The sequence below is a fragment of the Phytopseudomonas daroniae genome (genome assembly GCF_004327285.1).
GTDB classification, from domain to species: Bacteria; Pseudomonadota; Gammaproteobacteria; order Pseudomonadales; family Pseudomonadaceae; genus Aquipseudomonas; species Aquipseudomonas daroniae.
The window spans coordinates 22,822-44,047 of record NZ_QJUI01000004.1 but is presented as its reverse complement, the minus strand read 5'-3'; the positions used below and the strand labels follow the sequence as shown (position 1 = coordinate 44,047).

Sequence of the window (21,226 nt, the reverse complement as noted above, 5' to 3'; positions counted from 1 at the left end):
TTCCAAAGGTGCTCTCCAACGTCCGCATCATTATAGCGGCCACAATCGTCTCGACTTGAACCAGGTGTCCGCGCTGTGAGCAGTCCTTTTCTCGAAGCCATGGCTCTCTCCTGCGAACGGGATTGGCGTCTGCTGTTCGAGAACCTCGATATCCACCTGGACGTGGGGCAGATGCTGCAGGTATCCGGCCCCAACGGCAGCGGCAAGACCAGCCTGCTGCGCGTGCTCGCCGGATTGAGACAACCCACTTCCGGGCAAATTCGCCTCAAGGGCCAGCCGCTGGCCAGCCGCAGCGGCGATCTGGCCAGTGATCTGCTGTGGATCGGCCATGCCGCTGGCATCAAGAGTTTGCTGAGTGCCGAGGAAAATCTCGCCTGGTTGTGCGCCCTGCATCGGCCGGCGAGCCGCGAGCAAATCTGGCAAGCCCTGGAGGCTGTGGGGCTGCGCGGTTTCGAGGATGTACCCTGTCACACCCTCTCGGCCGGCCAGCAACGTCGCGTGGCACTGGCTCGGCTCTACCTGGACAGCCCGCCCTTGTGGATTCTCGACGAGCCTTTCACCGCCCTGGACAAGCATGCCGTCAGCCAACTGGAAGACCACCTGGCCACGCACTGCAGCCAGGGTGGCCTGGTGATCCTGACCACGCACCATACGTTGAGCCGCCTGCCGGATGGTTACCGCGATCTTGATCTGGGACAGCATGCCGGATGAATAGCGTATTTATGCTGCTGGTCGTGCGCGAGGCGCGCCTGTTGTGTCGGCGCCCTGCAGAACTGGCCAACCCACTGGTGTTTTTCGCTATCGTCATCGCCCTGTTTCCGCTGGCCGTCGGGCCGCAAACGCAATTGCTGCAAAGCCTCTCGCCTGGCCTGGTGTGGGTAGCGGCCTTGCTGGCGGTGCTGCTGTCCCTCGACGGGCTGTTTCGCAGCGACTTCGAAGATGGCTCTCTCGAACAGTGGGTGCTTTCCTCGCACCCTTTGCCACTTCTGGTATTGGCCAAGGTGTCGGCACACTGGCTGTTTTCCGGCCTGGCCCTGGTGCTGCTGTCGCCTTTGCTGGCATTGATGCTCGGGCTACCGGGGCGCTGCTTGCCGGTGCTGCTCGCGTCCTTGCTGCTCGGTACGCCCATCCTCAGCCTGCTTGGCGCTGTCGGCGCCGCCCTTACCGTGGGGCTCAAGCGCGGCGGGCTGTTGCTGGCACTGCTTATTTTGCCGTTGTATATCCCGGTGCTGATTCTGGGTAGCGGGGCCTTGCAGGCGAGTCTGCAAGGGCTGCCGGTGGTTGGCCATCTGCTGTGGCTGGCCAGTCTCACCGCACTGGCGGTAACCCTGACGCCATTCGCCATTGCCGCCGGCCTGACCATCAGTGTCGGCGAATGATTCAACCGTGCTCCCGAGGACGGCCGCCGATTCCGGCTCTGGCCCTTGCCTCGAAGAATGATGAGTGACCTGATGAATTGGACATGGTTTCACAAGTTGGGCTCGCCCAAATGGTTCTATGAAATCAGTGGTCGCTGGCTGCCCGGGCTGGCGATCGCCGCCGTCGTGTTGCTGGTCGTTGGCACGCTCTGGGGACTGGCGTTCGCGCCGCCGGACTACCAGCAGGGTAACAGTTTCCGGATCATCTACATCCACGTGCCGGCCGCCTTCCTGGCTCAGTCGATCTACGTGATGCTCGCCGTGGCCGGTGTGGTCGGCCTGGTGTGGAAGATGAAACTGGCCGATGTCGCCCTGCAACAGGCCGCGCCCGTCGGCGCCTGGATGACCGCCATCGCACTGATCAGCGGAGCGATATGGGGTAAGCCGACCTGGGGTACTTACTGGATCTGGGATGCGCGTCTGACTTCGATGCTGATTCTGCTGTTCCTGTATTTCGGTGTGATCGCCCTCGGCCAGGCGATCAGCAATCGCGACAGCGCCGCCAAGGCCTGCGCGGTGCTGGCGGTAGTCGGGGTGATCAATATCCCGATCATCAAATATTCGGTGGAGTGGTGGAACACCCTGCACCAGCCCGCCACCTTCAGCGTCATCGACAAACCGGCGATGCCCATGCAGATGTGGCTGCCGCTGCTGATCATGGTGCTGGGCTTCTACTGCTTCTTCGCCGCCGTGCTGCTGATGCGCATGCGCCTCGAAGTGCTGCGCCGGGAAGCGCGCAGTAGCTGGGTGAAGGCCGAGATTCGCGCTCAGGTGGAGAGCAAACGATGAGTTTCGCGTCATTCGCCGACTTTCTCGCCATGGGCACCCACGGCCCCTATGTCTGGTCGGCCTATGGCATTTGCCTGGCTGTACTGGTGCTGAACGTGGTGTTGCCGCTGCGTGCACGGCGCCGCCATCTGCAGGATGAGGCGCGTCGTATGCGCCGGGAGGAATCACGTTGAACGCTGTTCGCAAGAAGCGCCTGTTCATCGTTCTGGCGATTGTTGTCGGGGTCGGTATCGCTGTGGCACTGGCCTTGAGTGCACTGCAGCAGAACATCAATCTGTTCTATACCCCAACCCAGATCGCCAATGGCGAAGCGCCGGTGGATACCCGTATTCGCGCCGGCGGCCTGGTGGAGAAGGGCTCGGTGAAACGCTCCAGCGATTCCCTGCAGACCGACTTCGTGGTCACCGACGGCGTGGCGCGGGTGACCATCCGCTTTCACGGCATCCTGCCGGATCTGTTTCGCGAGGGGCAGGGCATCGTCGCCATGGGCAAGGTCGAGGGCAGCGGCATCCTGCTCGCCGACGAAGTTCTGGCCAAGCACGATGAAAACTACATGCCGCCAGAGGTCAAGCAGGCCCTGGAACAGAGTGGCATGAACAAGCACTACGAGAAGGCCGGGGAGGCCGCGCAATGATTCCCGAACTCGGCCATCTGGCGATGATCCTGGCCCTGTGCCTGGCCCTGGTGCAGGCGACCCTGCCATTGATCGGCGCCTGGCGCGGCGACCGGCAGTGGATGAGCCTGGCACAACCCGCGGCGTGGGGGCAGTTCGCTTTTCTGTCGTTCGCTTTCGCTTGCCTCACCTATGCCTTTATGACCGACGATTTTTCCGTGGCCTATGTGGCGCAGAACTCCAACACGGCGCTGCCCTGGTATTACAAGTTCAGCGCCGTATGGGGCGCCCATGAAGGCTCGCTGCTGCTCTGGGCGCTGATTCTGGGCGGCTGGACGTTCGCCGTGGCGATCTTCTCCCGGCAGTTGCCCGAAGAGATGCTTGCCCGGGTGTTGGGCGTGATGGGCATCATCAGCGTCGGTTTTCTGCTGTTCCTGATCATCACCTCCAACCCATTCGCCCGCCTGCTGCCGAACGTGCCGGCCGACGGGCGCGACCTCAACCCGTTGCTGCAGGATTTCGGCCTGATCATCCATCCGCCGATGCTGTACATGGGGTATGTGGGTTTCTCCGTGGCCTTCGCTTTCGCCATTGCCGCACTGCTCGGCGGCAAGCTGGACGCTGCCTGGGCACGCTGGTCACGGCCCTGGACCATCATCGCCTGGGCGTTTCTCGGCATCGGTATCGCCCTGGGCTCCTGGTGGGCCTACTACGAACTGGGCTGGGGAGGCTGGTGGTTCTGGGATCCAGTGGAAAACGCCTCGTTCATGCCCTGGCTGGTCGGCACGGCGCTGATCCATTCCCTCGCCGTGACCGAGAAGCGTGGGGTATTCAAGAGCTGGACGGTATTGCTCGCCATCGCCGCGTTCTCCCTGAGCCTGCTGGGTACCTTCCTGGTTCGTTCCGGGGTGCTGACCTCGGTGCACGCGTTCGCCAGCGACCCGGAGCGCGGGGTGTTCATCCTGGCCTTCCTGCTGCTGGTGGTCGGCGGCTCGCTGACCCTGTTCGCTCTGCGTGCGCCGGTGGTGCGCAGCCAGGTCGGTTTCGGCTTGTGGTCGCGGGAAACCCTGCTGCTGACCAATAACCTGATCCTGGTGGTGGCGGCCTCGATGATTCTGCTCGGCACCCTCTATCCGCTGGTGCTGGATGCCTTGAGCGGCGCCAAACTGTCGGTCGGCCCGCCTTATTTCAATGCGTTGTTCGTCCCGCTGATGGGCTTGTTGATGGCGGTGCTCGCCGTTGGCGTGCTAGTGCGCTGGAAGGACACACCGCTGCGCTGGCTGCTCGGCATGCTCGCACCGGTGCTGGTCGCCAGTGTGGTACTGGCGTTGCTGGCCAGTTGGTTGTGGGGCGATTTCCACTGGGCGGTACTGGGCGTTTGCCTGTTGGCCGCATGGGTGACCCTGGCCGGGCTGCGCGACATCCAGGACAAGACCCGTCACAAGGGCTTGTTCAAAGGAATGGCCAGCCTCGGCCGCAGTTACTGGGGCATGCAGCTGGCTCACCTGGGCCTGGCGGTCTGTGCGCTGGGGGTGATCCTGACCAGCCTCGGCAGCTTCGAGCGCGACATGCGCATGGCACCGGGCGATGCCGTGGAGCTGGGCGGCTACCGATTCGTGTTCGAAGGCGCGGCGCATCATGAAGGGCCGAACTTCATTTCCGACCGCGGTACGGTGCGCATCTTCGAAGGGGAGCGGCAGATTGCCGTGCTGCACCCGGAAAAACGCCTGTACACCGTGCAACAATCGGTGATGACCGAAGCGGGCATCGACGCCGGGCTGACCCGCGACCTGTTCGTCGCCCTCGGCGAGCCGCTGGAGCAGGGCGCCTGGGCCGTGCGTGTGCATATCAAGCCCTTCGTCCGCTGGATCTGGCTGGGCGCACTGATGATGGGCTTCGGCGGCTTTCTCGCCGCTGCCGACAAGCGCTATCGGATGAAGGTCAAGACCCGCGTGCGTGACGCGCTGGGCCTGCAGGAGGCACGCGCATGAGACGGCTGATCCTGCTGTTACCGCTGTTGATCTTTCTGGGTGTGGCGGTATTCCTCTACCGCGGTCTGTTTCTCGACCCCGCCGAACTGCCGTCGGCGCTGATCGACAAACCCTTCCCGGCGTTCTCGTTGCCGGCAGTGGAGGGCGACCAATTGATCACCCAGGAAAACCTGCTGGGCAAGCCCTCACTGGTCAACGTCTGGGCCACCTGGTGCGTCGCCTGTCGTGTCGAGCATCCGGTGTTGAACAAGCTGGCGTCGATAGGCGTGACCATCCATGGCGTCAACTACAAGGACGACAACGCTGCCGCGCAGAAATGGCTGAGCGATTTCCACGATCCCTATCAGCTGAACATCAGCGACCCACGCGGCACGCTGGGGCTGGATCTGGGCGTGTACGGCGCGCCGGAGACATTCTTCGTCGATGCCAAGGGCATCATCCGCCACAAGTTCGTTGGGGTGATCGACGAGGCAATCTGGCGTGAGAAGCTCGCCCCGCTGTACCAGCAAATGGTCGACGAGGCGGGGCAATGAATCGTCTGATTACGGGGTTGATTTTTCTGCTGGCCCTGGGCGGTGTGGCCCAGGCGGCCATCGACACCTACGAATTCGCCAGCGAGGCCGAGCGTGCTCGCTACCGCCAGCTCACCGAAGAACTGCGCTGCCCGAAATGCCAGAACCAGAACATCGCCGACTCCGATGCGCCGATTGCCATGGATCTGCGCGCCGAGATCTACCGCATGCTCGAGGCGGGCGACAGCAATGCGCGGATCATCGACTACCTGGTCGCCCGTTATGGCGATTTCGTGCTCTACAAACCGCCAGTCACACGCCGCACCCTGTTGCTCTGGTATGGCCCGGCGGCCCTTCTGGTCGGCGGTTTCGTGCTGCTCGGAGTGATCGTCCTGCGTCGCCGCAAGGCTGGCGTGGAGGTCTCCACGGGATTGTCGAGCGATGAACAGCAACGTCTGGCGCAACTGCTGAAGCAGGCGCCTCTGGATAAGAAAGACCCATGATCGAATTCTGGTTGTCCGCCGGCCTGCTGTGTCTGGTCGCCGTGAGTTTTCTGCTGATTCCGCTGCTACGCGGGCGCAAGGTTCAGGCCGAAGAGGATCGCACCGCCCTGAACGTCACCCTTTACCAGGAACGCCTGCATGAGCTGGAACACCAGCATCAGGCCGGCACGCTGGACGGCGCCCAGCTGCAGGCGGCGCGTGACGAAGCCGCGCGGGAGTTGCTCGCCGATACCGAAGGTAGCGGCGAGGCGAAAGCTGGCCGCCGGTTGGGGCGCACGGTGCCACTGATCGTGGTGTTATCGATTCCGCTGGTCAGCGTGCTGCTTTATTCGCAATGGGGCGCTATTGAGGACGTTCAGCGCGCCCGCACCTTCACGGGCGAGCCGCGCAGCATCGAGGAAATGACCGCGCGCCTGGAGCAGGCCGTGCAAGGCAACCCGGAATCACCCGAAGGGTGGTATTTCCTGGGCCGCAGCTATATGGTGCAGGAGCGCCCTGCGGATGCAGCGCGAGCCTTCGAGCAGGCGGTGAAAGTAGCTGGTCACGAGCCAGAGCTACTCGGGCAGTGGGCCCAGGCCCTGTACTTTGCCGGTGACAAACAGTGGACGGCGCAACTGGATACCCTGACGGGCGAAGCCCTGCAGGCCGACCCGGAAGAAGTCACCAGCCTTGGCCTGCTGGGTATCGCCGCCTATGAGGAACAGCGTTTTCAGGATGCCATCGGCTACTGGGAACGCCTCGTCGCCGTGTTACCCGAGGGTGATCCCTCCCGCCAGGCAATCGCTGGTGGCATCGCCCGGGCCCGTCAGGAAATCGACCCGCAAGCCGGTGGCGCTGCCGCTGCGCAGACGCCGGAAATCGGCAGCCTGCAGGTGCGTGTCGAGTTGGCGGATGCGCTGCGTGACAAGGTGCAGCCGGGCGACACCGTGTTCGTCTTCGCCCGCGCCGCGTCCGGGCCGCCCATGCCGCTGGCGGTCAAGCGCCTCACTGTGGCTGACCTGCCTGCACAGGTCAGCCTGTCGGACAGCGACGCGATGATGCCGGAACTGAAACTTTCCGCGTTCGAGCAGGTTCAACTGGTGGCGCGCATTTCGCGTGCCGGCGATGCGAAAAGCGGCGAGTGGATCGGCCAGGGGCAACCGTTGGCCAATACCACCCAAACCGTGCAACGCCTGATCATCGATAGCGCTGACGGCAAACAACCATGAATAGACTGATGTCGGCTGCCCTGACAGCTACCCTGTTGAGCCTCGCCGGCTGTACCTTGCACAGCCCCGCGCCAGGCACCGATGGCCCCGCGGCACCCCCCGGCTCGCCGCCGGTGAGCAAATCCCACCCGCGCTTCGCGCCGCCACCGGGCGTTTCCAGCCACTGGGATGGCGGCCTGGGGGTCTATGTCGTCGATGCCGAGCAGGATACCTATTACCGCGAACGCACCTTCTACCGCTGGAGCGACGGTTGGCGCTGGGCGGGAACCCTGCAAGGCCCATGGCAACCCGTGGACAGCAGCGGCGTACCGCCAGCGCTGTATCGCCATCACGCGCAGTGAGTGTCGGGTTGGATCGGGGCGCGTAGCCTGGCGAAGCGTAATACGACGCCTCGCAGACATACCTGATACTGGGCACACCACGCATGTTCGATGGGAGCATTCGGCGGATTACGCCTTCGGCTAATACGCCCTACGAACTTTGAACATCCAGCTACCATCGGCGTTGAATGGCTTGGTGGGTCGGTGAAGCGTGACCCACCCTACATCCAGGGTTTCCGTCTCACGTAGGGGGATCGGGCGCGTAGCTGACGCCTTTTTCATCCATCCTGGGCGTGGTGGTTGTCCGGGCTGACAAGCTTCGCGTTGCCCACTGTTCGTATCAGATAGGTAGGATGGATTAGCGGAGCGTAATCCGTCGTTTACCGCGAATCTGCTGTATCCGCTGAGATGCCTGAACGCCTCGCCTCGCCTCGTGCGGGCGTTTTGCGTTTGGGCGCGCAATGATGCCGCTTTCTTGCGGCGGATTACGCCTTCGGCTACGCCCTACGAACTTTGAACATCCAGCTACCATTGGCGTTGAATGGCTTGGTGGGTCGGTGAAGCGTGACCCACCCTACATCCAGGATTTCCGCCTCACGTAGGGGGATCGGAGCGCGTAGCTGACGCCTTTTTCATCCATCCTGGGCGTGGTGGCCGTCCGGGCTGACAAGCTTCGCGTTGCCCACTGTTCGTATCAGATATGTAGGATGGATTAGCGGAGCGTAATCCGTCGTTTACCGCGAATCTGCTGTATCCGCTGAGATGCCTGAACGCCTCGCCTCGCCTCGCCTCGTGCGGGCGTTTTGCGTTTGGGCGCGCAATGATGCCGCTTTCTTGCGGCGGATTACGCCTTCGGCTACGCCCTACGAACTTTGAACACTCAGCTAGCATCGGCGTTGAATGGCTTGGTGGGTCGGTGAAGCGTGACCCACCCTACATCCAGGGTTTCCGTCTCACGTAGCGCGTAGCCGACGCCTTTTTCATCCACCATGGGCGCGGTGGTTGTCCGGGCTGATTGCTGAATGGAAAGGTGGACAAGCTTCGTGTTGTCCACGGTTCGTATCAGTCATCATCTCGCCGCCAGTAGCCCGCTGCCTTGATACGCTCCTCATCGATACCGTGCCGTTCGATCAGCACGCGGCGTACCTTGCGGGACTGGTTGGCTTCGCAGGCGACCCAGGCATACAGCTCACCTTCCGGCTTCGCCAGCGCGCTCGTGGCATCGACCAGGCTGCGCTCACCGCGAATCAGCCAGTGCAGATCGATACTGGCCGCGCTCGACAGCTGCTGCTTCTCGGCCTCATTCTCGATCTCTACCAGTACCGTCGCCTTGCGCCCCGGTGCCAGCTCTTCCAGCCAGCGACCGATGGCGGGCAGGGCGGTTTCGTCGCCGATCAGCAGGTAGGCATCGAAAATGTCCGGCACCACCAGGGAGCTGCGTGGGCCAGCGATGTACAACTGCTGACCCTGTTGCGCCTGGCTCGCCCAGGTCGCCGCCGGGCCGTCGCCATGCAGTACGAAGTCCACGTCCAGTTCACCGCTCTGCGCGTCATGGCGGCGTGGGGTGTAGTCGCGCATCACCGGGCGTTCGCCTTCGCGGCCCGCCAGGAAGTCGTCGAGACGGCGTTGTTCTTCTTCGTTGCGGGCGAACAGCAGCTTGATATGGTCATCGGCGGCCGCGGAAACAAAGCCCTGTAGCGCCTCGCCGGTAAAGGTCACCCGGCGCATGCGCGGCGTGATGTCAGCCACCCGAGCGACCGTCAGGCAGCGCCGGACGATGCGGTGCATGATGCGTTCCACGGTGGTTTTGGGCGTTGAACTCATGGGGTTACTCCTGTTCGTGACCGGTACTGATGGCCGTAGCGGCTGCATTGAGCACGGCGCACACGCGGGCGATCTCGCTGTCGCTCCAGCGTCCGTGATGCATCTTCAAGGCGTGGCGCAGGTTGGCCACGGCCTCGTGCACAGCCGGCGGCCTTTCGTGCCCGCGCAAGGCGTGTTTGCTCAGCTCGATGCGGGTTTTCACGCCATCGAGCGCCACCTGCTGATCTTGCAGCCACTGTGTGCCTGCGGCGCTGATGCAATAGGACTTCTTGCCACCGTCAGGGCTGCTGGAGATCAGCTCGCTTTCTTCAAGAAAGGTGAGGGTGGGGTAAATCACGCCTGGGCTCGGGCTATAACTGCCGTCGAATAGCGCTTCGATGCGGCGAATCAGGTCGTAACCATGGCTCGGTGTTTCGGCGATCAAGGCCAGCAGCAGGAGCTTCAGGTCGCCTGGGGCGAAGATGCGCGGGCCGCGTTCACGGCCGCGGTGACGATGGCCATCAAGATCGGCTGACGGGTGACGGGTGTCTCGGAGGGGATCTGTATTTTTCATAAGCACCGTAAGTAGGTTTTTAAGAATAGATCGTAAGATATATCTTTTATTCGCAAATGCAAGACCCTATCGGAGATCGCCGCATACTATCTTGCGATTATCGAACTGTGGTTCGATAATCGCTCACATTGCCTGGACGAGTTGATAGCCCCATGACCGAATCCCGTTCTCTGCCAAGCCCAATGGCACCGCCGATCATCGCTTCGCCGGCGAAGCGCATTGAAGCCTTTACCGGTGACCCGAACTTCATGACATCCCTGGCGCGCGGGCTGGCGGTCATCCATGCCTTCCAGGAGCGCAAGCGCCACCTGACCATCGCGCAGATCAGCCACCGCACCGAGATTCCCCGCGCCGCTGTGCGGCGTTGTCTGCACACGCTGATGAAGCTGGGCTACGTGACCACCGACGGGCGCGTCTATTCATTGCTACCCAAGGTGCTGACGCTGGGCCATGCGTACCTGTCCTCGACACCCATGGCGGTCACGGCCCAACCGATCCTCGATCGCCTCAGCGAGCAACTGCACGAGGCCTGTTCCATGGCCACGCTGGAGGGTGATGAGATTCTCTATATCGCCCGTTCAGCTACGCCGCAGCGGCTGATCTCCGTTGACCTGAGCGTGGGTAGCCGTTTGCCGGCCTACTGCACCTCCATGGGCCGCATCCTTCTCGCGGCGTTGGACGATGCGGCGCTCGATGACTACCTGAGCCACGCCGATCTGCAGGTAAAGACCAGCCGCACGTTGCATACGCCTGAAGACTTGCGCGCCAACATCGAGGAGATTCGCCGTCAGGGCTGGGTCATCATCGATCAGGAGCTGGAAGTCAGCCTGCGTTCCATCGCGGTACCGCTCAAGGATTCCGCCGGCCAGGTGCTGGCGGCGCTCAACGTCGGCACCCACGTGGGGCGCGTCTCACGACAGGAACTGGAAAATCGCTTCCTGCCGATCCTGCTGGAAGCCAGCCATGAATTGAGCACGCGGTTGTTCCAGTAGGCTTTTGATCCTCATCCGTAGGATGGGTCGAGGAGCACAGCGACGATACCCATCAGGGGCTGACACTCACCCAGGTTCTGTGGCATTGGCTCCCCAACCCCCCCAACCCATGGCTGACAGGCCGTAGCCTGGGTGGAGCGAAGCGATACCCGATAGATAACCGCTGAACCAGCCATTGCTCCGCCATACCCAGCCCGCGGTTTACCCATTCAACAAGCTGATGATGGCTGGGCCAGGCCCGCTGCTTCGCTACACTCGGCCTGTCTTTCATTGGCCAGCAGGGCGGGTTGCGTATGCACAATCGCATGATGATCACCGGTGCCGGATCCGGCTTGGGGCGTGAGATCGCGCTGCGCTGGGCACGTGAGGGCTGGCACCTGGCGCTGTCGGACGTCAACGATGCGGGGCTTGCCGAAACCCTGCGCCTGGTGCGCGAAGCGGGTGGGGAAGGGTTCACTCTGCGCTGCGACGTGCGCGATTACAGCCAGCTGACGGCTTTCGCGCAGGCCTGCGAAGAGAAGCTGGGCGGCATCGACGTTATCGTCAATAACGCTGGCGTTGCCTCTGGTGGTTTTTTCTCGGAGTTGTCGCTGGAGGATTGGGACTGGCAACTGGCAATCAATCTCATGGGCGTGGTCAAGGGCTGCAAGGCTTTTCTGCCGCTGCTCGAGCGCAGCCAGGGGCGCATCGTCAACATCGCTTCGATGGCGGCGTTGATGCAGGGGCCAGGCATGAGCAACTACAACGTCGCCAAGGCGGGTGTGGTGGCGCTGTCGGAGAGCCTGCTGGTCGAGCTCAAGCCGCTGCAGGTCGGTGTGCACGTGGTTTGCCCGTCGTTCTTCCAGACCAATCTGCTCGATTCCTTCCGCGGCCCCACGCCAGCGATGAAGGCCCAGGTCGGCAAGTTACTGGAGAGTTCACCTATCAGTGCCGAATTCATCGCCGACTACATCTTCCAGGCGGTGGCCGAAGGGCAATTCATGATTCTGCCCCACGAGCAGGGCCGGCAGGCCTGGGCGCTCAAGCAGAAGAACCCACAGCTGCTCTATGACGAAATGACGGTCATGTGCGAGAAGATGCGCGCCAAGGCAGCCACTCACCGCGAGCCGTGAAGGCACCACGCACCGCGTAGGAGCGTCGCCCCGGCGTGAATAGATTGCCGTCTCGCCGCGATACCGGTGTCGTTCACCCCATTCGCCGCGAGGGCGCGGCTCCCACACGTAAGAACCTGTTCACGATCTTTCGAGCAATGACAGCAGAAAGGCGGAAGCAGCCGTTCGGTGACCCGCGTTGAACCATGGATCACGGCCTTCGGCCCCGGATTACGCCTGCGGCTAATCCAGGCTACGTTCTACAGCCCGTAGGATGGGTGAAACCCATCAATTTCCGATGGGTTTCACCCATCCTACGACCGTCCGCTTCCGCCACATTGTTGCCGACCTATAGGGGTACGGTTTCCTGTTTGCCAAGTGCACAAAGATCGTGAACAGGTTCTAAGCACCAGCCACCTCGTAGGAACGCCCCGAAGCCCACCTACCAGGCTTGCTCTGAGCAAGGTCTGCCGGTAGGGTTGCCTCCTTGGCTAACCTGGCCACCTGATCAGGATCTCTCGTGAAACCCGTCTCTCGCGCTTTGTTGCTGTTGGCTCTAGTGGCTGCAGCGGTGAATCTGCGCCCTGGCATTACCTCGCTGGCGCCCCTTATCGAGCGTATCGCTCAGGAGCTGTCCCTGAGCCGCGGCTTTATCAGCCTCACCACCGCGCTGCCGGTGCTGTGCATGGGCTTGCTGGCGCCGCTGGCCCCACGTCTGGCGGTCAAGTTCGGGCTGGAACGCACCATTACCCTGTGCCTGGGCACCATTACCCTGGCGCTGGCATTGCGCCTGATCGGCCACTCCAGCGTGATACTGGTTGGCAGCGCTGTGCTGCTGGGCGCCGCGATTGCTATCGCCGGGCCGCTGCTGTCGGGGTTCATCAAGCGCCATTTCATTGGGCGCATGGGGCAGGTGCTCGCCTGGTATTCGCTGAGCATGGCCATAGGCGGAGCGGTTGGGGTTGTGCTGACCATGCCGGTTGCGCAGTTGTTCGCTGGTGACTGGAGCTACGGCTTGGCCATCTGGGCGTTGCCTGCTGCGCTGGCGGTGGCGATCTGGTGTTACCTGCCCAAGCAGCGGGTCGAGCCGCTGAGCAGCGAAGATGCCTCCGCCGGCTTGCCCTGGCGCGAACCGCGGGCCTGGTTGATCAGCATCTACTTCGCCCTGCAGGCCGGTTTGTTCTACGCGATTGCGACCTGGACAGTGGCGCGCTACCAGGAAGCCGGCCTGTCGGCCATCCACAGCAACACGCTATTCAGCCTGGCGATGTTGATGGGCCTGCCGAGTTCTTTCCTGTTGCCGTGGCTGGTACAGCGCGTCAGCAATCATTACCTGCTGATGGTCGCCTGCGGCTCCATGACGCTCATCAGCCTGAGCATGATCACCTTCCTGCCCACCTTCGTGCCCGAGCTCTGGGCGCTGACATTGGGGTTCGGCATGAGTGGCTCATTCGCCCTGTCGCTGCTGCTGCCGATCTACGAAGCGGGCTCGCCCATGGCCGTAAGCCGCTGGACGGCGATGATGCTGGGCACTGGTTACAGCGTGGCTTGCCTGACGCCAGTGCTCAGCGGCCTGGCCCGGGACGTGGCTGGCACCTACCAGGTGCCATTCATGGTGCTGACCAGCATGGCGGCGGTAATGGTGCTGCTGGCCTGGTCGATGCGCAAAGGCCCACGCCGCCCCAACACCTAGGATGGGGGCAGGAGCGCAGCGACTATTCCATCGCAAGTATCTCGAAAATTTGATGGGTATCGCTTTGTTCAATCGCATCCTGCGTAACACTCCGGCTCAGTAGGATGGAGCGGGTCGCGTAGGTTGAGGAGCGAAGCGACGACACCCATCACAGCCAGCTCACGGGGCCTCAGAGTTCCCCTGAATCACCCGGTATGATAGAAGGCAGCCAGTTTTTTGCGGAGTGACCCCGTGGAATCGGAATCCATCGTCTATGGCAGCATTCGTGACTGGCCATCGGACAGCCCATCGGAGAGCCGCTTGCGGCGCCTGCTCAACCAGCAGGTGCTCGAAGCCTTGCCTGCTGGCGATGCCTGGCCGTTCCTCGGGCGCGAGATGTTTTCCTGCTGCCAGCGGCCGGGCGGTGGCTTGTACCAGACCCAGGTCATCCACTTCGGCGCGAGTTACCAGACCATCGAATACGAATGGAAGCTCTGGGTCGCCGAGTTCGAAGGCCTGCTCAAACGCCTTTACTGGGCCAGTGCCGTGGTGCACCTGGAGACTGAATTGAACGGCACCCATACCTTCCGCTGGGAATCGGACAACGGCCTGCACAGCCCCCATGACGGCACCTTGCGCGTGCGTTGTGCCTGGGAAAGAGAAGGCGGTCTGCGCGGTTAGCCACCCGAGGAGCGCGGCCCCAGCGCGAAGCGATTGCAGCCTGACCGCAATATCGGCGACGTTCGCGCTATTCGCCGCGGGGCGCGGCTTACACATAGCGGACGCAGCAGTTATTCATCCTCCACCAGCCACTCTTTCGGCACATCGCGCTTGAGCGCCAACTGGCATTGCTGGCTCTCCGGGTCGAACACGATCACCGCTTCGCCCTTATCCAGCGCACGGCGCACGCGGATGACCCGAGTTTCCAGCGGTGTTTCGTCGCCATTGTCGGTGCCGTCACGGGTGACGAAATCCTCGATCAGGCGGGTAAGGGTCTCTGCTTCAAGCAGGTGGGCGGGAATCAGCACGGTTTTCTCCTTAGAACCTGTTCACGATCTCTCGAGCAATGACAGCAGAAAAGCGGGAGCGGACGGTCGGTGACCCGCGTTGAATCATGGATCACGGCCTTCGGCCCCGGATTACGCCTGCGGCTAATCCAGGCTACTTCGTGCCATGGCTCCGTAGGCTGGATCGGGGCGCGTAGCCTAGCGAAGCGTAATCCGACATTTGGCCTGAGGCGCTCGCAGCCTCTGACCATCAAATGCGTTAGTCCTGTTGGACGGCGCTTGTGCGGTTTTGATCACCTCTTTCGCACATCAGTAAGTCGGGCAGGGCGCGTATAACCCGCGCAAACCACCCGAGAAAGCAACATGCCTGCCCATACAACGACTTACGTTCATCCGTTGGAATCCACCATGGCCGTTTCAGGAACCGAACCACATTTTCCGGGTTGGTGGTTTTTTAGGCTGTTCAAAAGCTGATCAGCGTGCTACAACCATTCCATCGAGTGACATAGCCGCTTGAAAACGAAGGGAAAAGTATGACCAAGTCGGAGTTGATCGAAAGAATCGTCACCCACCAAGGACAGCTTTCAAACAAAGATGTCGAGCTGGCCATCAAGACCATGCTGGAACAGATGTCCCAGGCGCTGGCGACTGGCGATCGCATCGAGATCCGTGGTTTCGGTAGTTTTTCCCTTCACTACCGCGCGCCTCGCGTTGGTCGCAACCCCAAGACCGGCCAGTCCGTGCGCCTGGATGGCAAGTTCGTCCCGCACTTCAAGCCCGGCAAGGAACTACGCGACCGGGTGAATGAAGACGAAGAGCTACCTACTATCTAAGCTCCTGAGCTTGGGCTTTTCAGCAAGCCTCACATTGATTAGCGGTTGCATTGGTAGCGAAGCGCAGGAGAATCCTATAATTGTTGCGTGTTGCGCAACATGCTAGGATCTCGCAATGATCAAGTCTTTCCAGCACAAAGGGTTGCGCAGACTTTTCGAAACGGGCAGCACGGTAGGCGTACAGCCAGCCCATGCCAAGCGTCTACGGATGCAGCTTGCAGCTCTGGATACGGCCATGACGATTGACGACATGGATATTCCCGGCTTTCGGCTGCACCCGCTCAAGGGGGAAATGCGTGGGCGCTGGTCGATCATGGTGAACGGCAACTGGCTGGCGCCTGACCTTCGAGTTTCGAGACGGAAATGCTTATGTTCTAGACTATGAGGATTGCCACTAATGGGCATGCATAACCCTCCCCATCCTGGTGAGTTCATCACCGATGTCTATCTGGAGCCGAACGGCTTCAGCGGTCGCGAGTTGGCAGAAAAACTAGGTGTAGCCCCTTCGACTCTAAGCCGTGTCTTGAAGGGCAGCAGCCGGGTTACTCCAGAAATGGCTCTACGCCTGTCGGTAGCACTTGGCCGTTCGCCTGAGAGTTGGCTGGCTATGCAGGATGCTTACGATCTCTGGAACGCTCGACAGCGTGTGAATTTGCAGGCGATAGGTAAGCTGGCTTTCGTTTGAGGCAGCACGTTATAGCCACTTTTCACCCAGGAATAACTAGTCAGACCGCAGCCTGGACAAGCCAAAGGCGTAATCCGGGGAACGATCTCGACTTTACCGCTTCATCACCAGTTAAAGGATTAACTGATGGACTATCCGCACATCACCCACCATGGTGCCCAGGACGGCGTAACCGGTTCCTGCCACCAACTGGATATCGCGGCGAACAGCAGCGTTCTCATTGACTGTGGCCTTTTCCAGGGCGCCGACGCATCCAGCCATGGTGCTCGAGCCAACCACCAGGTCATCGATTTTCCTCTGGATGGTATCCGCGCACTGATCGTCACCCACGTGCATATCGATCACGTGGGCCGCATTCCTTACCTGTTCGCCGCCGGCTTCAAGGGCCCGATCCTGTGCAGCGAGCCCTCCGCCAAGCTGCTGCCCATTGTGCTCGAAGACGCCTTCAAGCTGACCTTCAGCCGAGACCAGAAACAGGTCGAGCGCTATATAAAGGAAGTGCAGCAGCGAATCATCGCGCTGCCATACAACCACTGGTTCACCCTGCACGACAGCGACGGCCTGGTCAGCAAGGTACGTCTGCAGCGCGCCGCCCATATGCTCGGCTCCGCCTATGTCGAGGTGGATCTGCAGTACCACCCCGGTGAGGCCAGCAAGCGCATCGTCTTCTCCGGTGACCTCGGTGCGCCCAATGCACCCATCCTCAAACCCTGTATACCGCCACGCCGAGCCGACATCCTGGTGCTGGAAAGCACCTACGGCGACCGCCTGCACGAAGACCGCAGCACCCGCCGCCAGCGCCTGGAGCAGGTCATCGAGCATGCCTTGGCCAACAATGGCACCGTGCTGATTCCCGCGTTCAGTGTCGGCCGCACGCAAGAGCTGCTCTACGAGCTGGAAGACATCATCCACAGCAAGAAGCTCGATGCCCGAACTTCAGGCACCGCCGCACTTCCTGGATACGCCAATACCGAAGCCACCACCGACCAGTCCACCTCGCCCTCCGGGAGAGGGACTAGGGGAGAGGGCTGTGATCCAGAGAACCCTCAGGCAGTCGCCCCGGAAACCAACTGGCCTCAGCTCCCCATCATTCTCGACTCACCGCTGGCCAGCCGCTTCACCCAGGCCTACCGCGAGCTGAAAGACTTCTGGAACGACGAAGCCCAAGCCCGAGTGCAATCCGGCAGAAGGCCGCTGGCGTTCGATCAACTGATTACCGTCGACAGCCACGCCGAACATCAGAAGATCCTCAACCGCTTGGTGAGCAGCGCCCGGCCAGCCATCGTCATCGCAGGCAACGGCATGTGCTCCAGTGGCCGAATCGTCAACTACCTCAAGGCCATGCTGGGCGACCCCCGGCACGACGTGTTGTTCGTCGGCTATCAGGCCAGAGGTACGCCGGGCCATGCGATTCAGCGCTTTGGGCCTGGGAATGGGTATGTGGAGTTCGATGGCCAACGCTATGACATTCGCGCAGGTGTGGCCAGCATCGGTGGATATTCGGCCCATGCCGATCAGGCGGGGTTGGTCAGTTTCGTGACCGAGATGGAGGAGTGGCCGAGTGAAATTCGTTTGGTACATGGTGAGGCCGGGGCAAAAGCCGCCTTGCAACAAGCGTTACTGACGCAATACGCGCAAAAGGGGTTGCCCCTCATTATTGATGCAAGGCGTTCGTAGACAGAGTCTGCCAGAAGTAAGATTCGCGGCGTGCACAGCCAACATTGCGTGACACCGAATGCTCTCGCCGATTACGCGCCAGAGCTGCAGGACATTCTAGGCTACGACTAGCTCCCTGCATTCGCTAGAGTTGACTGAGAAGCTGCTCAGGTGAGGCTTCACAGTCTCGGTTCAAAGCAGAAATGGGGAGGCAATGTACCTACCAGCGCACGAGCAAAGGTGTCTCCATCTAGCCGCGATCGTTGATCTGTTTGGCCTGTTTAAAATCCTGTGGTGACTCAAGCCGATGGCGATATCGCGTCTAGGTTCTGTACGAAAAGTACTGCCGTAGGCATCGCAGCGCGCAAGCCAGCGTGACCATCGCGCCAAAACTTCTGGCGAGCTTGTCGTAGCGGGTGCCGATCCTCCGGCTCTCTTTCAGCCAGCCAAACATCCGCTCGATGATGTTCCGTTGCCGGTATTTCGGACGATCAAACAGCCGGGGTAGTCCTGGCTTGGCTTTGCGTTTCATGGTGCGCTGCGGAATCACCGGCTGCATGCGGTAACGGTCGCAGTACTGGCGCAGATGCTCGGCATCGTAACCTTTGCCTGCCAGTAACCAACGGCAGCGCTTACGAGGCCGTCCCGACTTTCCGGGGATACGCACCTGATCCAAGAGCGGCTGAGCATGTGCAATGTCGCTGGCCTGTCCTGGCGACAGCACGAAGCGAAGAGGTATCCCATTGGCATCGCAGATCAGGTGAGTCTTGGTGGTCAGGCCGCCTCGGCTACGTCCCAACGCATGGTCTACCGGTTCTTCTGGCCCCCCTTTTTCCCGGCTCCTGAAGAGGCTCGGGTTGCACGTACCGCAGTGGAGTCGATCATCCAGGTGTCCAGATCGATCAGGCCTTCCTGATTCAACCGAACGTGCAACCGCTCAAGTACTCGGTCAAACGTGCCATCGTCTCGCCAATCACGGAACCGTTGATACACCGTTGACCACGGGCCGAAGCGTTCGGGCAGGTCGCGCCAGGCGGCCCCGGAGCAGAGGATCCAGAAGATGCCGTTGAGCAACAGCCGATCATCACTGCGCGGCCGGCCCATCTTCTGTTCCGGGGAAACCAGATCCTTGATCAACTCCCATGCTGCATCGGGGAGTTCGTAGCGCTTTGCCATGCGGGCCTCCAGCCAATCATGGCGGCAATTCTACCCGCACCGACTTTTCGTACAGAACCTAGCGGCTGCCATCCTGCGTGACGGCTTACCAGAAGCTGATTTGTGCGCTTTGCCTGCGATGCAATATGAGCGTGAAAGGCAATGCCATGACAATTTTAATGCCGCGAACTTCCTCCTCAATCTGAAAGTCATATACGTCTACGCGCGAGCGTCTCACGGGCCGTGTCCAGATGTGTGAACCCGTGTTTCACGTCAGTGGTGGCTTGGCACGAAGGGCAAACCAGGCCGAAGCCTACAAGGTTCGAACGAGTGCTCAAAATGGTCTCAACACGGATGCTGGATAAGCTCAAGGAGCTTGTAATCGAACTCATTAACGGTTGGAAGAATCCGGGTAGAGCTGCTCATGAGCGGATGGTAGAAGCCTGAGAGCAGGTGAGGGTACCGGTTTTCCACTTAAGGTTCGCTTATTTGGCAATCACCGGTAAAATTCATCACTGGGGTTTTTACTAGGTATACCCTGGCTGCTTAAGGATTTATGCATGAAGCGAATGTTGTTATGTTAAGGATGAAGCTTTTATTTTTATTATGTGCTTTGGTGGTTTCTGGCTGTGATCAGGGTGATGGAGATAATATAACAAAGGCTACGCGAAATACTGAGACCTCTATTTATTTTAAAGAAAAGATAGGCGTGGATTTTGGATCCAGGCCATTATCAATAAAAAAGGAAAGAAATCAGTATGGGTGCGACAATAAGTATATTTATGAGTTTTCTGGCTCGCTAAGTGATATAGAGAAGCGTATTACATCAGTTATGATCCAGATGGGCAGCGAAAAGGTTTTGCGATCATCGACAAGGAGTAGCTTGAGTGTCGTTTATATAAGCCAAAATAAAGTCCTAGTCGCAATGAGATATCGTCAAGCTGTCCGGGATGGATTAAAAAGAAAGGTTTTTCTAACCGTTTCTTGGCGAAGTTGATCAGGTGCGACACTAAATGAATTATTGGCGATTAGTAGATTAGCAGTATAGGAAAGCAGCAATGACAGGTGATATTGAAATTGCAGTATTGGGGCTTGGCTATGTTGGTCTTCCTTTAGCTGTTGAGTTTTCTAAAAAATATAAGGTTGTAGGGTTCGATATAGATTCCGAGCGTATAGGTCAGCTGTCCATCGGTGTTGAGAGAACGGGGGAAATATCCGCTGACGAGCTGGCTCTGTCGAGAGCCCAGGGGCTCACGTTTACTGATGAGTTGAATGATATTGCGCGCTGCAACGTGTACATCGTAACGGTGCCAACCCCCATAGATAAGTATAAAAGGCCGGATCTGCATCTACTGATGGACGCCACCAGAATGGTCGCCTCGGTGTTGAACGTTGGCGACTACGTGATTTATGAATCCACCGTATACCCAGGGGTGACTGAGGGGGAGTGTGTTCCTGAGCTGGAGAGAATCTCTGGTTTGAAGTTTAATGACGACTTCTACGTGGGATATAGTCCTGAGCGTATCAATCCCGGTGATAAAAAACACCGGATAAGTAATATTGTAAAGGTTACTTCAGGGTCAACTAAAGAAGCGGCAAAGTTCGTCGATGAATTATATGGTCAAGTCGTTCTGGCGGGGACGCATCTGGCAGAAAGTATAAAGGTGGCAGAAGCGGCAAAGGTAATAGAAAACACGCAGAGGGATCTCAATATCGCCTTGGTCAATGAATTGGCGATCATATGTAATATGCTAGGGATCGACACGCAGGCAGTGTTGAATGCGGCCGGGACTAAATGGAATTTTCTACCGTTTCGTCCGGGGCTTGTCGGAGGGCACTGCATAGGGGTTGATCCTTATTATCTTACCTACAAGTCATGCCTGATGGGATACGACCCTGAAGTAATTCTTGCTGGTCGAAGGCTCAATGATGGAATGGGAACTTATGTTGTAAGCCAGTTGATTAAAACAATGCTGAAGCACCAAATGGATGTGCCATCCAGCAGGGTTTTAATAATGGGTGTGACGTTCAAGGAGAACTGTCCTGATCTGCGTAACTCCAGAATACTGGATATAGTCAGGGAGTTGTTGGACTATAACGTCAAGGTGGATATATATGATCCTGTCGCCTGTCCCCATGAAGCAAAGGCTCAGCACGCCATAACACTATTGTCGCATCCAGAAACAGGCGCTTATGACGCCATTTTGATAGCTGTGGCGCATGACGAGTTCAAGGCATTAGGGGCACCCTCTATCCGCAGTTTTGCGAAAAAGAATAGAGTCATCTACGACTTGAAATACGTCCTGGACGCGAGTGAAGCGGATTTGCGGCTTTGAAGACGCTTTCCTGGTTCGGACTGGGTTGTTTTCATATGGCGGTCAAGTAGGCACACCTGCAGCGAGTT

At 59.8% G+C, this 21,226-nt stretch carries 22 protein-coding genes and 1 pseudogene; 19 read left to right on the top strand and 4 right to left on the bottom strand.

Going from position 1 to position 21,226, the window contains the following annotated elements:
- Positions 1 to 75: 75 nt before the first annotated feature.
- The 10 genes from ccmA to DNK06_RS05325 all read left to right on the top strand — a co-directional run bounded on the left by ccmA (position 76) and on the right by DNK06_RS05325 (position 7,375).
- Positions 76 to 711: a cytochrome c biogenesis heme-transporting ATPase CcmA gene (gene ccmA / locus DNK06_RS05370; RefSeq protein WP_131179010.1), complete on the top strand. Its 636-nt coding sequence runs from the start codon at positions 76 to 78 to the stop codon at positions 709 to 711.
- Positions 708 to 1,379: a heme exporter protein CcmB gene (gene ccmB / locus DNK06_RS05365; RefSeq protein WP_131179009.1), complete on the top strand. Its 672-nt coding sequence runs from the start codon at positions 708 to 710 to the stop codon at positions 1,377 to 1,379. The genes ccmA and ccmB overlap by 4 nt, the downstream gene beginning before the upstream one ends.
- A 69-nt stretch (positions 1,380 to 1,448) precedes the next feature.
- Entirely contained in the window at positions 1,449 to 2,207 is a 759-nt protein-coding gene (locus DNK06_RS05360; RefSeq protein ID WP_207389960.1) for a heme ABC transporter permease, read from the top strand.
- A complete protein-coding gene (gene ccmD / locus DNK06_RS05355; RefSeq protein ID WP_131179007.1) occupies positions 2,204 to 2,380 on the top strand; it encodes a heme exporter protein CcmD in 177 nt (58 codons plus the stop codon). Before DNK06_RS05360 ends, ccmD begins: the two co-directional genes overlap by 4 nt.
- A complete protein-coding gene (gene ccmE / locus DNK06_RS05350; RefSeq protein ID WP_131179006.1) occupies positions 2,377 to 2,841 on the top strand; it encodes a cytochrome c maturation protein CcmE in 465 nt (154 codons plus the stop codon). The genes ccmD and ccmE overlap by 4 nt, the downstream gene beginning before the upstream one ends.
- Complete coding sequence (locus tag DNK06_RS05345; protein ID WP_131179005.1) at positions 2,838 to 4,811, top strand: heme lyase CcmF/NrfE family subunit; 1,974 nt, start codon at positions 2,838 to 2,840, stop codon at positions 4,809 to 4,811. Before ccmE ends, DNK06_RS05345 begins: the two co-directional genes overlap by 4 nt.
- The gene (locus tag DNK06_RS05340; RefSeq protein WP_131179004.1) at positions 4,808 to 5,344 is read left to right on the top strand and encodes a DsbE family thiol:disulfide interchange protein; all 537 of its coding nucleotides are present in this window, start codon (positions 4,808 to 4,810) and stop codon (positions 5,342 to 5,344) included. Before DNK06_RS05345 ends, DNK06_RS05340 begins: the two co-directional genes overlap by 4 nt.
- Positions 5,341 to 5,826 (top strand): cytochrome c-type biogenesis protein, encoded by a 486-nt coding sequence (locus DNK06_RS05335; protein ID WP_131179003.1) that lies wholly within the window; start codon positions 5,341 to 5,343, stop codon positions 5,824 to 5,826. The genes DNK06_RS05340 and DNK06_RS05335 overlap by 4 nt, the downstream gene beginning before the upstream one ends.
- Positions 5,823 to 7,034, top strand: a complete 1,212-nt coding sequence (gene ccmI, locus DNK06_RS05330) for a c-type cytochrome biogenesis protein CcmI (protein WP_131179002.1) — start codon at positions 5,823 to 5,825, stop codon at positions 7,032 to 7,034. Before DNK06_RS05335 ends, ccmI begins: the two co-directional genes overlap by 4 nt.
- The gene (locus tag DNK06_RS05325) at positions 7,031 to 7,375 is read left to right on the top strand and encodes a hypothetical protein (protein ID WP_131179001.1); all 345 of its coding nucleotides are present in this window, start codon (positions 7,031 to 7,033) and stop codon (positions 7,373 to 7,375) included. Before ccmI ends, DNK06_RS05325 begins: the two co-directional genes overlap by 4 nt.
- A gap of 1,041 nt (positions 7,376 to 8,416) precedes the next feature.
- On the opposite strand, the gene DNK06_RS05320 is transcribed toward DNK06_RS05325, so the two are convergent.
- Positions 8,417 to 9,178, bottom strand: coding sequence for a siderophore-interacting protein (locus tag DNK06_RS05320; protein ID WP_131179000.1), 762 nt, complete (start codon positions 9,176 to 9,178; stop codon positions 8,417 to 8,419).
- 4 nt (positions 9,179 to 9,182) lie between these two features.
- Positions 9,183 to 9,731: a PadR family transcriptional regulator gene (locus DNK06_RS05315; RefSeq protein ID WP_131178999.1), complete on the bottom strand. Its 549-nt coding sequence runs from the start codon at positions 9,729 to 9,731 to the stop codon at positions 9,183 to 9,185.
- A 152-nt stretch (positions 9,732 to 9,883) separates the two neighbouring features.
- On the opposite strand from DNK06_RS05315, the gene DNK06_RS05310 reads away from it, so the two are divergent.
- The 4 genes from DNK06_RS05310 (at position 9,884) to DNK06_RS05295 (ending at position 14,167) form a co-directional block, all read left to right on the top strand.
- Entirely contained in the window at positions 9,884 to 10,723 is an 840-nt protein-coding gene (locus DNK06_RS05310) for an IclR family transcriptional regulator domain-containing protein (protein ID WP_131178998.1), read from the top strand.
- A gap of 293 nt (positions 10,724 to 11,016) precedes the next feature.
- The gene (locus tag DNK06_RS05305; RefSeq protein ID WP_131178997.1) at positions 11,017 to 11,835 is read left to right on the top strand and encodes an SDR family oxidoreductase; all 819 of its coding nucleotides are present in this window, start codon (positions 11,017 to 11,019) and stop codon (positions 11,833 to 11,835) included.
- A 499-nt stretch (positions 11,836 to 12,334) separates the two neighbouring features.
- Positions 12,335 to 13,507 (top strand): MFS transporter, encoded by a 1,173-nt coding sequence (locus tag DNK06_RS05300; RefSeq protein WP_131178996.1) that lies wholly within the window; start codon positions 12,335 to 12,337, stop codon positions 13,505 to 13,507.
- A 231-nt stretch (positions 13,508 to 13,738) separates the two neighbouring features.
- Positions 13,739 to 14,167, top strand: coding sequence for a hypothetical protein (locus DNK06_RS05295; RefSeq protein ID WP_131178995.1), 429 nt, complete (start codon positions 13,739 to 13,741; stop codon positions 14,165 to 14,167).
- Positions 14,168 to 14,277: 110 nt separating this feature from the next.
- On the opposite strand, the gene DNK06_RS05290 is transcribed toward DNK06_RS05295, so the two are convergent.
- Positions 14,278 to 14,514 (bottom strand): YheU family protein, encoded by a 237-nt coding sequence (locus DNK06_RS05290; RefSeq protein WP_131178994.1) that lies wholly within the window; start codon positions 14,512 to 14,514, stop codon positions 14,278 to 14,280.
- Positions 14,515 to 15,026: 512 nt separating this feature from the next.
- On the opposite strand from DNK06_RS05290, the gene ihfB reads away from it, so the two are divergent.
- The 4 genes and pseudogenes from ihfB (at position 15,027) to DNK06_RS05270 (ending at position 17,688) form a co-directional block, all read left to right on the top strand.
- Positions 15,027 to 15,326 (top strand): integration host factor subunit beta, encoded by a 300-nt coding sequence (gene ihfB, locus DNK06_RS05285; protein ID WP_131178993.1) that lies wholly within the window; start codon positions 15,027 to 15,029, stop codon positions 15,324 to 15,326.
- A 115-nt stretch (positions 15,327 to 15,441) separates the two neighbouring features.
- Positions 15,442 to 15,724 (top strand): annotated as a pseudogene (locus DNK06_RS05280) (type II toxin-antitoxin system RelE/ParE family toxin).
- On the top strand, positions 15,724 to 16,011 hold the full coding sequence (locus tag DNK06_RS05275; RefSeq protein ID WP_131178992.1) for a HigA family addiction module antitoxin: 288 nt from the start codon (positions 15,724 to 15,726) through the stop codon (positions 16,009 to 16,011). Before DNK06_RS05280 ends, DNK06_RS05275 begins: the two are co-directional and overlap by 1 nt.
- A gap of 126 nt (positions 16,012 to 16,137) precedes the next feature.
- Positions 16,138 to 17,688: an MBL fold metallo-hydrolase gene (locus DNK06_RS05270; RefSeq protein WP_131178991.1), complete on the top strand. Its 1,551-nt coding sequence runs from the start codon at positions 16,138 to 16,140 to the stop codon at positions 17,686 to 17,688.
- 301 nt (positions 17,689 to 17,989) lie between these two features.
- Here DNK06_RS05270 and DNK06_RS05265 read toward each other — a convergent pair.
- Positions 17,990 to 18,843 (bottom strand): IS5 family transposase gene (locus DNK06_RS05265; RefSeq protein WP_131178990.1). Its coding sequence is split into 2 segments (ribosomal slippage): positions 17,990 to 18,501 and positions 18,501 to 18,843, totalling 855 coding nucleotides; the frame shifts between segments, so codons are not numbered across the junction.
- A gap of 1,037 nt (positions 18,844 to 19,880) precedes the next feature.
- Between DNK06_RS05265 and tviB the strand changes: the two genes are divergently transcribed.
- The gene (tviB, locus tag DNK06_RS05260) at positions 19,881 to 21,158 is read left to right on the top strand and encodes a Vi polysaccharide biosynthesis UDP-N-acetylglucosamine C-6 dehydrogenase TviB (RefSeq protein ID WP_131178989.1); all 1,278 of its coding nucleotides are present in this window, start codon (positions 19,881 to 19,883) and stop codon (positions 21,156 to 21,158) included.
- Positions 21,159 to 21,226: the final 68 nt, after the last annotated feature.

Coding starts and splice junctions, on each gene's coding strand:
- ccmB (WP_131179009.1), top strand. CDS start 708: ATGAATAGCGTATTTATGCTGCTGGTCGTGCGCGAGGCGCGCCTGTTG.
- ccmD (WP_131179007.1), top strand. CDS start 2,204: ATGAGTTTCGCGTCATTCGCCGACTTTCTCGCCATGGGCACCCACGGC.
- DNK06_RS05345 (WP_131179005.1), top strand. CDS start 2,838: ATGATTCCCGAACTCGGCCATCTGGCGATGATCCTGGCCCTGTGCCTG.
- DNK06_RS05340 (WP_131179004.1), top strand. CDS start 4,808: ATGAGACGGCTGATCCTGCTGTTACCGCTGTTGATCTTTCTGGGTGTG.
- DNK06_RS05335 (WP_131179003.1), top strand. CDS start 5,341: ATGAATCGTCTGATTACGGGGTTGATTTTTCTGCTGGCCCTGGGCGGT.
- ccmI (WP_131179002.1), top strand. CDS start 5,823: ATGATCGAATTCTGGTTGTCCGCCGGCCTGCTGTGTCTGGTCGCCGTG.
- DNK06_RS05325 (WP_131179001.1), top strand. CDS start 7,031: ATGAATAGACTGATGTCGGCTGCCCTGACAGCTACCCTGTTGAGCCTC.
- DNK06_RS05320 (WP_131179000.1), bottom strand. CDS start 9,178: ATGAGTTCAACGCCCAAAACCACCGTGGAACGCATCATGCACCGCATC.
- DNK06_RS05315 (WP_131178999.1), bottom strand. CDS start 9,731: ATGAAAAATACAGATCCCCTCCGAGACACCCGTCACCCGTCAGCCGAT.
- DNK06_RS05310 (WP_131178998.1), top strand. CDS start 9,884: ATGACCGAATCCCGTTCTCTGCCAAGCCCAATGGCACCGCCGATCATC.
- DNK06_RS05305 (WP_131178997.1), top strand. CDS start 11,017: ATGCACAATCGCATGATGATCACCGGTGCCGGATCCGGCTTGGGGCGT.
- ihfB (WP_131178993.1), top strand. CDS start 15,027: ATGACCAAGTCGGAGTTGATCGAAAGAATCGTCACCCACCAAGGACAG.
- DNK06_RS05275 (WP_131178992.1), top strand. CDS start 15,724: ATGGGCATGCATAACCCTCCCCATCCTGGTGAGTTCATCACCGATGTC.
- DNK06_RS05270 (WP_131178991.1), top strand. CDS start 16,138: ATGGACTATCCGCACATCACCCACCATGGTGCCCAGGACGGCGTAACC.
- tviB (WP_131178989.1), top strand. CDS start 19,881: ATGACAGGTGATATTGAAATTGCAGTATTGGGGCTTGGCTATGTTGGT.